The sequence below is a fragment of the Actinoplanes sp. NPDC051633 genome, assembly GCF_040681735.1.
In the GTDB taxonomy this organism is placed as follows: domain Bacteria; phylum Actinomycetota; class Actinomycetes; order Mycobacteriales; family Micromonosporaceae; genus Actinoplanes.
This window is the reverse complement of sequence record NZ_JBFAZH010000124.1, coordinates 1-11286: the sequence shown is the minus strand read 5'-3', so window position 1 is coordinate 11286 and position 11286 is coordinate 1. Positions and strand designations below refer to the sequence as shown.

At 70.9% G+C, this 11286-nt stretch carries 8 protein-coding genes; 1 reads left to right on the top strand and 7 read right to left on the bottom strand.

Features of this window, described 5'->3' with window-relative positions:
- The coding region (locus tag AB0M20_RS10320; RefSeq protein WP_364296565.1) for an AAA family ATPase at window positions 1-3100 on the top strand (3100 nt) is incomplete at its 5' end.
- Window positions 3101-3128: 28 nt separating this feature from the next.
- Here the strand turns inward: AB0M20_RS10320 and AB0M20_RS10315 are convergent.
- From AB0M20_RS10315 to AB0M20_RS10285, 7 genes are all read right to left on the bottom strand, one after another.
- On the bottom strand, window positions 3129-4259 hold the full coding sequence (locus tag AB0M20_RS10315; protein WP_364296563.1) for a hypothetical protein: 1131 nt from the start codon (window positions 4257-4259) through the stop codon (window positions 3129-3131).
- A 102-nt stretch (window positions 4260-4361) separates the two neighbouring features.
- Window positions 4362-4997, bottom strand: a complete 636-nt coding sequence (locus tag AB0M20_RS10310; RefSeq protein WP_364296561.1) for an ATP/GTP-binding protein — start codon at window positions 4995-4997, stop codon at window positions 4362-4364.
- Window positions 4975-5415 carry a DUF742 domain-containing protein gene (locus AB0M20_RS10305; RefSeq protein WP_364296559.1) on the bottom strand — a complete coding sequence of 147 codons (441 nt, stop codon included), beginning with the start codon at window positions 5413-5415 and terminating at the stop codon, window positions 4975-4977. Before AB0M20_RS10305 ends, AB0M20_RS10310 begins: the two co-directional genes overlap by 23 nt.
- Window positions 5412-5885 (bottom strand): roadblock/LC7 domain-containing protein, encoded by a 474-nt coding sequence (locus tag AB0M20_RS10300; protein WP_364296557.1) that lies wholly within the window; start codon window positions 5883-5885, stop codon window positions 5412-5414. Before AB0M20_RS10300 ends, AB0M20_RS10305 begins: the two co-directional genes overlap by 4 nt.
- A complete protein-coding gene (locus AB0M20_RS10295) occupies window positions 5882-8524 on the bottom strand; it encodes an ATP-binding protein (protein ID WP_364296555.1) in 2643 nt (880 codons plus the stop codon). Before AB0M20_RS10295 ends, AB0M20_RS10300 begins: the two co-directional genes overlap by 4 nt.
- The gene (locus tag AB0M20_RS10290) at window positions 8511-9635 is read right to left on the bottom strand and encodes a hypothetical protein (protein WP_364296553.1); all 1125 of its coding nucleotides are present in this window, start codon (window positions 9633-9635) and stop codon (window positions 8511-8513) included. Before AB0M20_RS10290 ends, AB0M20_RS10295 begins: the two co-directional genes overlap by 14 nt.
- Window positions 9636-10107: 472 nt before the next feature.
- The coding region (locus AB0M20_RS10285; RefSeq protein WP_364296551.1) for a DUF885 domain-containing protein at window positions 10108-11286 on the bottom strand (1179 nt) is incomplete at its 5' end.

Here is an 11286-nt window from a genome sequence, read left to right as displayed (position 1 = left end):
CTTCCAGCAGCCCGATGCCTTCACCGGCTACCAGCACGTCGTCGACGAGATCGCCACGTCCGCGGCGGGCATCGCCACGGTCGCCGAGGCGGCGCCGGTCACCGAGCGGCTCACCGAGCAGACCGACGGCCTGCGCGTCGTCACCGAGGTGATCGGCGGGCTGGAGATCGCCGACGCCACCGCCCGGGTGGCGATCCTCGAACGCGTCGGCGAGGTGCTCGGCGGCCTCAATCGGGCCCGGGCCACGCTCGAGGCCCGCCGCCGCGAGTTGTCCGCGGTCGAGGGCCGCGCCGAGTTCGCGGCCGAGTTCGCCCTGCTCGGGCAGGCGGTCGGCGGTGCGCTGGCGGTCGCCAACACCCCGGAGAAGTGCGACGAGCAGCTGGCCCGGCTGATGCTGCAGATCGAGGCGCTGGAGACCCGGTTCGGAGATTTCGACGATTTCCTGGAACAGCTCGCCACCAAGCGCACCGAGGTCTCCGAGGCGATCGCGGGCCGGCGGCAGGCGCTGCTCGACGAGCGGGCGCGCCGGGCCGACCGGCTGGTCGAGTCGGCCCGGCGGATCCTCGCCGGGGTGCAGCGCCGGGTCGCGTCGCTGGACGACGCGGACGACGTCAACACGTACTTCGCCAGCGATCCCATGGTGGCGAAACTGCGCTCGTTGGCGGGCGAGCTTCGTACCCTCGGCGACACCGTCCGTGCCGAGGAGCTGGACGGGCAGGTCAAGGCCGCGCGGCAGGAGGCCGGCCGGTCCTTGCGCGACCGGCTCGACCTCTACGGCGACGGCGGGAAGACGATCCGGCTCGGCCGGCACACCTTCGCCGTCAACACGCAGGCGATCGACCTGACGCTGGTGCCCGACGGCGACGCGCTGGCGTTCGCGGTGACCGGCACCGACTACCGCGCGGTGATCCGCGACGCGGCGTTCGAGAGGACGCGGACGTTCTGGGAGCAGCCGCTGATCTCCGAGAACGCGACGATGTACCGCTCGGCGCACCTGGCCGCCGCGGCGTTCGCGGACGATCCGGTGGCGGCCGCCGCGGCATTGCCGCAGGGCACGCTGCGCGACCTGGTGCGGCAGGCGGCCGAGGCGCGCTACGAGGAGGGGTACGAGCGCGGCGTGCACGACGCCGACGCCGAGCTGATCCTCGGCGCCCTGGTCCGGCTGCACAACGCCGCCGGGTTGTTGCGCTACCAGCCGTCGGTGCGGGCCGCCGCCCAGCTCTTCTGGGCGTTCGTGGCCACCGAGGAGCAGCGCAGGGCGTGGAGCTTGCGGGCGGCCTCGCTCGTGCGTGCGCGCTCGCTCTTCGGCTCGGCCGGGTCGGCGATCGACGCCCTGATCGAGGAGCTCAACACCGCGGCCGGCTCGTCCGGGCTCGTGGGTGAGTACCTCATCGAAGAGCTCGCCGCGGAACCCGCCGGGTTCGTCACCGGCGCCGGCGCTCGCACCCTGCTCGACCGCTTCCACCGGGCGCTGGGCGGCGGTCAGGCCCCAGCGGCCCGGCAGTACGCCGAGGATCTGCGGGCACTCTCCGGCTCCCTGGACGCGCGGCGTCAGCTCGTGCACGCCTGGCTCGACGCGTTCCACCGGGCCAACCCCTCGGCCGGTGACGCGGCCGACCTGCCCGAGGCGGTGGCGATCGAGCTGACCGGCACCGAGCTGACCCGCTACGACTCCTCGGCCGCGCTGAGTGAGACGGTGACCGGGCTGCTCGGCGTGCACCCGACGATCCACGGCGGGTCGTTCACCGTGCGGCTGGACGATCTGCTCGCCACCTCGCGTGAGTTCCGTTCGGTGCGGATGCCGGCCTACCGCGACTACCAGCGGCAGCGGGCCGCGCTGGCCACCGCCGAGCGTGACCGGCTGCGGCTGAACGAGTTCAAGCCGCGGGTGATGACGGCGTTCGTCCGCAACCGGCTGCTCGACGAGGTCTACCTGCCGCTGATCGGTGACAACCTGGCTCGCCAGCTCGGCGCCGCCGGTGACGCCAAGCGGACCGACCAGTCGGGCCTGCTGCTGCTGATCTCCCCGCCCGGCTACGGCAAGACGACCCTGATGGAGTACGTCGCGGATCGCCTCGGGCTGGTCTTCGTCAAGGTGAACGGGCCGGCGCTCGGGCACGGCGTGACGTCGCTCGACCCGGCCGAGGCGCCCGACGCGACCGCACGGCAGGAGGTCGAAAAGATCACGTTCGCCCTCGAGATGGGCAACAACGTGCTGCTCTACCTCGACGACATCCAGCACACGTCGCCGGAGCTGCTGCAGAAGTTCATCTCGCTGTGTGACGCCCAGCGCCGGATGGAGGGTGTCTGGGACGGCCGGACGCGGACGTACGACCTGCGGGGCAAGCGGTTCGCGGTGTGCATGGCCGGCAACCCGTACACCGAGACCGGGCAGCGTTTCCGGGTGCCGGACATGCTGGCCAACCGGGCCGACGTGTGGAACCTCGGCGACGTGCTGGCCGGGCGGGAGGATCTGTTCGAGCTGTCGTACCTGGAGAACTCGCTGACCTCCAACCCGGTGCTGGCGCCGCTGTCGGCCCGCGACCGTGGCGACCTGCCCTTGCTGATCCGGCTGGCGGAGGGCGACGACTCGGTGCGGCCGGAGAAGCTGTCGTATGCGTACTCGGCGGTCGAGCTCGAGCAGATCCTGTCCGTGCTGCGGAAGATGCGGCGGGTGCAGCGGATCGTGCTGCGGGTCAATCGGGCCTACATCGCGTCGGCGGGCCAGGCGGACGCGTCGCGCACCGAGCCGCCGTTCCGGCTGCAGGGTTCCTATCGCAACATGACCAAGCTGGCCGAGCGGATCGTGCCGGTGATGAACGACGACGAGCTCGAGTCTGTGGTCGACGACCACTATCTGGGTGAGGCGCAGACGCTCACCACGGGGGCCGAGTCCAACCTGCTGAAGCTGGGCGAGCTGCGGGGGCGGTTGTCCGCGGCGCAGGAGCAGCGGTGGGCCGAGGTGAAGGCGGGCTATCTGCGCGAGCAGGCTCTGGGCGGCGCGGAGGACGACCCGATGACGCGGGCGGTAGGCGCGGTCGGCCTGCTCGCCGACCGGGTCGCCGACGTCCAGGAGGCGATCACCAAGCTCAGGCCATAGTCACCGTGGCGCGGGCCGTGGCTTTGGGTCAGGGCCGGTCGTGGCGCAGCAGGGACGGGTCGTCGCGCAGCAGGGCGGCCAGGCGCTTGGCGGCCTGTTCGGTTTCTTCGCTGTCGACGGTGCGTAGCGGGATCGGCTCCGGCAGCGGGGTCGGCATGCTGCGCTGCGGGGGCTCCGCCGCGGCCCGGGGCTCCGGGATGGGCTGCGGCGCGTAGGCCAGCCGGGTCGTCTCCTCGCCGAAGCCGTTGGTGCCCGACATCGGGCGAGCCGCGTCGAACCGCAGGCGGGAGGAACTCTCGGCCGGTGCCGGCGAGGATGGGCGAGGGTCGCCGTAGCGGAGCCGCGACGATGTGTCCTGCGGGGCCGGTGACTGCGGCCGGGTGTCGTCGAAGTGGAGCCGCGCCGTGCGCTCGTGGGGGGCGGGCGATTGCGGCCGAATGTCGTCGAAGCGGAGCCGCGCGGTGCTCTCGTGCGGTGCCGGCGAAGACGGGCGAGGGTCGTCGAACCTGACCCGTGACGACGTGTCCTGCGGGGCCGGTGACTGCGGCCGGGTGTCGTCGAAGTGGAGCCGCGCGGCGCTCTCGTGCGGCGCCGGAGACTGTGGGCGGGCGTCGTCGAAGCGCGGGCCGGAACCGTCGTGCGGGGACGACGGCGCCGGGCGGGTCGTCTGCGGTGGCACCGGCGGGGGTGGGGTGGCCGCGAACGGGCTGCGGAAGCGTGCGGCGTCGATGTCGTCGGCCTGCTCGGCCGTGAAGCCGTGCTGTCCGTCGTACCCGGATCGGTGGTGACCCGAGTCGAAAAGATCCTCGAACGCCGGCGCCGGCGAAGCCGGACGGGCGGCGAACTGCTCCTCCGCCGGATCCTCGGGCTCCAGGTCGAAATCCGCGTGCCGCGGCTCGCTCATCTGGGCGGCGACCGACGAGTCGGCGGTCACCCGCACCATGCCGTCCTCGACGAAGAAGTGCAGCAGCGTCGGATCGCCGGCGCCCTCGACGCCGACGGTCACCTCGAGGCTCTGGTTGCGCCCCACGACGCCGGCGATCGCCTCGACGAGCTCTTGCACCGGGGGCGGGGTGCCGGTGGCCTCACCGACCGCGCGCCGGCGCAACTCGTCGCGACGCGCCAGTTTGTCGAGCGCATCGTCCAATCCGCCTCGCACGACACCGTCCCCTCCGCCCGGGAAGCCCTGCGGTTTCCCCGTACAACTGTGCCCGGTCGGAGGCTCGTTTGGGAACTCTGACTATGTAGTCCGGAATGTCACTCAGCGTGAGTTCATTTTGATCGACTTGTGCAAGGCCTGGTCGAGCACCACCAACAGGGCGTCACGAACCGACCCGCGGAACCGTGCATCGAACGAAAGAATCGGCACGTCATCCCGCACTGCGAGAGCCCATCGGACCTCGTCGAGGTGATAGCCGAGCTGGCCGTTGAACGTGTTGACCCCGACGACGAACGGCAGGCCGGCCCGCTCGAAGTAGTCCACCGCCGGGTAACAGTCGTCTATCCGATTTGTGTCAACCACCACAAGGGCACCGAGAGCGCCACGGATCAAATCGTCCCACATGAACGCGAACCGGGACTGGCCGGGCGTGCCGAAGAGGTAGAGCTTCAGCGTGCGGTCGATGGTGACGCAGCCGAAGTCCATGGCGATCGTGGTCGTCGTCTTCGTGGACGCCGGACCCGGGTTGTCCACCCCGATGGACTCCATGGTCATCTCGGCCTCGGTGGTCAGCGGTGAGATCTCCGAGATGGCACCGACCGTGGTCGTCTTGCCCACGCCGAACCCACCGGCCACGATGATCTTGACGGGCACCGGAGGAGTGCTCGTCCGCGGTTGCTCGTCGGGCACCCGGGCGGTGCCGACGATGCGCTGATCAGGATATTGCTCGAAGTCCACGGATCACTCGCATGATGGTTTCGGGGTCGGGGAAGTCGCTGGCCAGCACGTGCACATCGAGCTGGCCGGCCGCTCGCAGATCCCCGACGAGGATGCGGGTGACGCCCAGGTGCATGTGCAGGCGGGCGGAGATCTCCGCCACGGACAGCGGCTCGACGCAGAGGGACACGATGGCGCGTTTCTCCGGGGGCAGCCGCGTCGGTGCGGCACCGGGGTGGACCGTGACCTGGGTCTCAAGCTGGATGTTGGGGTCCAGGCCGTCCACCCGCCCGGCGGTGATGACGAACGGGCGGAGGGTGGTCGTGTTGTCGTCCCCATCGGCCGGGTTCGGCATCGGCGCCGGAGCGGGGTTCCGGAGGAACGGCCTGACGCCGGACGCTTGGCGTCCGGCATCGTCGAGGCCGCCCGGGTGGCTCATTGCTGGACGGCGTTTTTCAATTCCGCGATGAGTCTGGGGCTGAGCGCGCCGCCGGCCCGCGTGGCGAAGAGCGTCATCTCGTAGGCGAGCGTGCCCAGGTTCGCCGAGCGGTCCGCGATCACGCCCAGCACCGAGCCGGCGCTGATCGCGGTGACGAGCAGGTAGCCGTCCTGCATGTCGATGATCACCCGGTTCAGGCTGCCGAGGTTGTACCAGCTCGCCGCGCCACCGGAGAGGCTGGTCAGACCGGACACCACGGCGGCGAGCCGTTCCGCGTTCGGCCGGTCCTTGATCGCCGACATGGCCATCAGCAGACCGTCGGAGGACACGGCGATGGCTTCGATCACACCCGCGGTGCCGGACGTGAACGAGTCCAGCAACCAGTTGAACGTCTTCGCCTCGGCACTCAGCTGGGAATGCATGTTGGGATGCGAATGCGCGTTGGTGTCGGTGCTATAGGGGGAAGTCATCGCGATTGTCCCTCAGGTCGGCTCTTCGTCTCATTCAAGGCGAGTGCAACTCCGTACTCAAACTGCTCGACCAGGGCGCGGGCGGCGTCCGGGTCCAGGGGCTGGCTCGGGCCCGCCGGGGGATTGTCGGGCATCCGATCCGGTCCCGGCAGGGAAGCGCCGGGCACTCGCCGGGCCAAGGGGCGCTGGCCGGACGCGGTCGGTGACGTCATCTCGGCCTCGATGACGTCCCACTGGGCCCGGTTGACGCCCGCCTCGAACGCCTCGAACGCCTCTCGGGCGGCGAGAGCGTCGTCCGTGGACGGCGGAGCGGCCGGCATCTTGGGCCCGGTCTCGGTGGGCAGCTGGGTGCCCGGAACCCGGCGGCGCAGGCCGGTCGGGTGCGGCGGCTCGTTGACGCCGCGCTTGGGCTGCCGGGCGTCGTCGGCGGGGGTACGCGGCCGCGGGATCTGGATCGGCTCCACGGTGGCGGGCAGGACGACCATCGCCTCGGGGTGCCGGCCGGCCACGGGCGTACCCATGTCGTACGGCCGCCGCGGCATGTCGTCGACGATCTCCGCCTCCTGGTACGGCACCGCCGCGATCTCCGGCGTGCCGGGCCGGGCCGGCGCGAACGCGTCCCAGGACCGTGCACTCTGCAGGGTCTTGGTGGCCCGGTCGAGGACGTGCGCGTCGAACGGCTGCGCACTGCCCGGCACCGAACGCCCGGCGCCACCGGACAGCAGCGAGCCGAACTCGCCCGGCGCGGCGCCCACGGTGGCCTGGATGGGCCCGCCGACGGTGAGCGACTCGGCGCGGGCCAGCAGGTGCATGGGCCGCAGGTCGATCCACGCCGTGACGCCGCCCTCGGGGGTGTCGGTCAGGGTCACCTCCACACCGTGCCGCCGGGCCAGGCGGCCGACCACGAAGAGGCCGAGCACCTCACTGGGCGCCAGGTCGAGGCGCTCGCGGCGGGTGAGCCGCGCGTTCTCCTCGGCGAGGCGCTCGGGCGAGAGGCCGAGGCCGTGGTCGACGATCGCCAGGCGAGCGCCGCCCCGCAACTCGGCCGCGGTGACCGAGACCCGGGTGTGCGGTGGCGAGAACGAGGTGGCGTTCTCCATCAGCTCGGCGAGCAGCAGCGTGAGGTCACCGACCAGGGCCGGCACCACGATGATCTCCTCGGGCACGTCGACGTCGACCCGGGTGTAGTCCTCGATCTCACCGAGGGCCAGCCGGACCACGTCGTTCAGCGGCAGCGGCGCCATGTGCTCGTTCGCGCCGGCGGCGCCGGAGAGGACCACGAGGCTGGACGCGTTGCGGCGCAGGCGGCTGGACATGTGGTCGAGGCGGTAGAGCTCGCGCAGCCGGTCGCTGTCGGCCTCGCGGCGCTCCAGGTCGTCGATCAGCGCGAGCTGGCGGCCGACCAGGTTCTGCGTACGCCGGCCCACGTGCCCGAACATCTGCGCGACGTTGCGCCGGCCGATGACCTGGCGTTCCACCAGCCGGACGGCCGTGGTCTGCACCCGGTCGAAGGCGCGGGCCAGGTCGCCGATCTCGTCCTTGGCCTGGACGTCGACCGCGTCCATGCGAATCGGTCTGGCGACTTCGGCCTCGTCGTCGGCCACGCGTTCCAGCTCGGTCTCGGCGGCGCGGGCGATCCGGTCGGCCGAGCGGGTGAGGCGCTGCAGCGGCCGGGCCACCGCGCGGGACATGCCGATGCTGAGCACGAACACGACCACCAGCAGGGCCAGCGCGGCGAGACCGACGATCAGCGCGGTCCGCAGCGCGCTGTCCCGGTTCGCCGACACGGCGGCGATGACGTCGGCGGCCACCCGCTTCTGCACGAAGCCACCGAGCACGTTCACCGACCGCAGCTGCGGGAACAGCGTCGTCTTGTCGAGCAGCCCGACGGCGCCGACCGGGTCCTGGGGCGCGCGGATGAGGAACTCGTTGCCCACGCGGGCGGAGAACGCGTCCTGCGCGGTCAGGTACAGCTTGTACTGGTCCGGGGTGAAGAACTGCTGGTCGTTCAGGATGTTGTTCTGCAGCTGGAGGAGCACCTGCGCGAACAGGCCGATGAACTGCGGGATGCCGCCGATCGCCGCCGGGGTCAGGTAGCAGCTGGCCTGGTTGATCAGGTCGTCGTTGCGCATCGCCCGGTCCAGGGCGAAGAGTGACCGGCCGACCTGGGTGTTGAGGTCGGCGCGGCGGACCAGGCCGAGGGAATCGATCAGCGGTGTGCTGATCTGGACGAAGTTGGCGACGACCTGGTTGGGCGCGATGCCCCGGGCGAGCACCTGGGCACGCGTCGCGTTGAGCCGGGCACCGCTGTTGACCGCGCGGTACAGCGCGGCGGGTGCGTCATCGTGCTGAGACAGGCGCACCAGCCGGTCGCGGACGCGGGCGCTCTTCTGCACCAGCTCGTCGCTGGAGACCTGTCCGAAGATGAAGCCGACCGACAGCAGGCGTTCGTCGTTCATCTCCTGCACCGCGGAGCCGACCTCGGTCGACAGGCGGACCAGGTCCTCCAGGCCCTGGGCGTCGCGGGCCGCATTGATGCGGTTGAGCAGGATCGGCACGGCCAGAGCGACGACGCCGAGCAGGGGAATGATCACGAGCAGGGCCAGCTTGCCCTGGATGCGCAACCTACCGAACAGCACCGGAACGCTCCCGCCGGTTGGAGCCGACCTCGGCGCCGTAAGGCGGCTCGAGGGAACTGCGCGCGAAGGGGTCGGGCGCATCGGGCAGCGCCGACAACGCCTCGTCGTCCGCGGAATCCGCGGCCCGGCGACGCCGGCCGACGGTCGCCAGCAGGATCACGGCCAGCACCAGCAGGACCAGCGCGGCGGCCACCACGATGGCCTCGAGGCGCCGGGTGTCCAGCCGGTCCGACCGGGCATCGAGCAGCCCGCCCATCTCGCGCACCAGCACACCGGAGAGGCTCGCCAGCGAGGTCTGCAGCTGGCTCTGCGCGGTGGCCATCGCGGCCGGTTGGGGCTGGCCGCTGCCGGTCAGCGTGGTGGCCGGGCTGGCGCCACGGACGAACGACTCGACCCCGCGGCGGAAGGCGTCGACCGTGCTGACCAGGCTGCCGCTGAGCGTCACGCTGGTGGTGTCGTCGACGGCCGCCTGCAGGTTGTCGGTGAGGCCGGCGACGTCGGCGTTCACCTGGTTGACCGCGGCACCGAACTGCGGCAGCAGGACGGCCTGCGCTTGCGCCTTCTCGGTGGCCGAGCCGGAGATGCCGGCCACCAGCAGGCTCAGGTCGCCCATGCGGCTGACCTGGATGACGGTGTCCATGAGGTCGACGGCGAGCGCCTGTTGCAGGTGCGCCAGGTCGGTGTCCGGGTCGCGGCTGAGGGTGGAGTTCTCGGCGGCCGCACGAGCCAGCGCGAGGGCCAGCGCGGAGACCTCGACGTGCGCCTGGAAGATCTGCGTCTTCTCACCCTTGACCGCAGGCAGGCGGCCGATCGTGTCGCGCAGGCTCGTCCACCGCTCGCGGGTCGAAAGCGTGTCGCCGAGCCGCTGGTCGATCGCACCCATCCGGGTCACCGCGGCGGTGAGCGACGCGGGCGCCTCAGCGCTGCCCTGGATCGCCGCGGACTGCGCCTCGGCGAGCGCGCTGATCAGTGGCGACAGGCCGGCCAGATATTCCACGCCCTGTTGCTCGAGCTTGGTGTCGCTGCGGTCATCCTCGTTCTGCTGCCAGACGCGAATAAAGAGGATGCCGGCCGGCACCAGAATCAGGACCGCCAGCACGGCGGTCAGCACCGCACGAAGACGTGACGGTTGGTTTCCGTCCGAGACTGCCATTACTTCTTCCTCCGCCAAGGACCCAACCGGTGGCTCCGCCGTGCACGCGCGACCGGCACCGGACTCGAATCACTCTCCGTAGTCGATCGAGCGCACCGATCCGGGTCAATCTATCCGAGAAATAAACAAGCGACCCCTTCCCGAGGGTCAGTCTTGAGTCGTCTGATCGGGGGATACGCGCAGGGTGGGTGAAGGTTGTAACGAGCGTTCAAGCAATCGCGGCCCTAGTCAAGGCACGGACGGAACTTTCCGGTACGCAGCCATGAATCGAATGCGGCCGTTCTCCACGTTGGACATTGAGTGATCGCAGGCGCCGATGCAGACGCTTCGTGATCGCACGACTGCGGAGCGACAGATTCTCACCTTGGGTAACGCAACGGACACGCTGTCCGACGCTATCTGTCTCAACATGTGGACAACGGCCCGAGATTCACAGGCGGTCGAGCGCCTTCCGCAGTGGGTCGAGCCCCAGCACACCGAGGTTCAGCGCATCCCGGTGGAATGTCTTGAGGTCGAAATCGGCGCCTTTGCGGGCCTTGGCGTCGTCACGCGCCTGCAGCCAGATCCGCTCGCCGATCTTGTACGACGGAGCCTGCCCGGGCCACCCGAGATACCGCCGCCACTCGAAGCGCAGCACGCCCTCGTCCACCCGGCAGTGGGCGCGCATGAACTCCCAGCCGAGCTCCGGCGTCCACCGCTCACCCGGGTGGAAACCGAACGGGTTGTCCCGCGGGATCTCCAGCTCGAGGTGCATGCCGATGTCCACGATCACCCGGACCGCGCGCAGCGCCTGCCCGTCCAGCATCCCTAGCCGGTCACCCGGATCGGACAGGTAGCCGAGGTCGTCCATCAGGCGCTCGGCGTAGAGCGCCCAGCCCTCGCCGTGCCCGGAACACCAGGCGAGCAGCCGCTGCCAGCGGTTCAGCAGATCGGTGCGCAGCTGGGTCTGCCCGACCTGGAGGTGATGGCCGGGCACGCCCTCGTGGTAGACGGTCGACGTCTCGCGCCAGGTGGAGAACCTGGTCTGGCCCTCGGGCACCGCCCACCACATGCGGCCCGGGCGGGAGAAGTCCTCACTGGGAGCGGTGTAGTAGATCGAACCGTCGCTGGTCGGCGCGAGGCAGCACTCCAGCGTGCGCATCCGGGGATCGATCTCGAAATGCGTGCCGCCCAGCTCGTCGGTCGCCCGGTCGGCCAGCTGCTGCATCCAGTCGCGGAACGCCTCCTTGCCGGCGATCCAGCGCCGGGCATCGGCGTCCAGCGCGGCCACCCCGTCGGCGATGCTCGAGGCGGGCCCGGCGATGATCGCGGACACCGCGCGCATCTCGGTCTCCAGCCGGTGCAGCTCCTCGAAGCCCCAGGCGTAGGTCTCCTCCTGGTCCACCTTGGCGCCGAGGAAGAACTGCGAGGCCAGCGCGTACCGGTCGGGGCCGGCGGCCTCCTTGTCGCGGCCCCGGGGCGCCAGCTCGTCGCGCAGGAACTCCGCGAACCCGGCGGTCGCGGCGGTCGCGGCGGCGGCGCCCTGCCGCAGCGAGGCGTCCAGCGCGCCCGTCGCGCCGACCCGGTCGGCCAGGGCGTGGAAGAAGTTGTCCCGCTTCGGATCGGTCCA

What these genes read in the sequence shown, in the direction of transcription:
- AB0M20_RS10305 (WP_364296559.1), bottom strand. Translation starts at nt 5,415, where the DNA reads ATGAGCCACCCGGGCGGCCTCGACGATGCCGGACGCCAAGCGTCCGGC.
- AB0M20_RS10300 (WP_364296557.1), bottom strand. Translation starts at nt 5,885, where the DNA reads ATGACTTCCCCCTATAGCACCGACACCAACGCGCATTCGCATCCCAAC.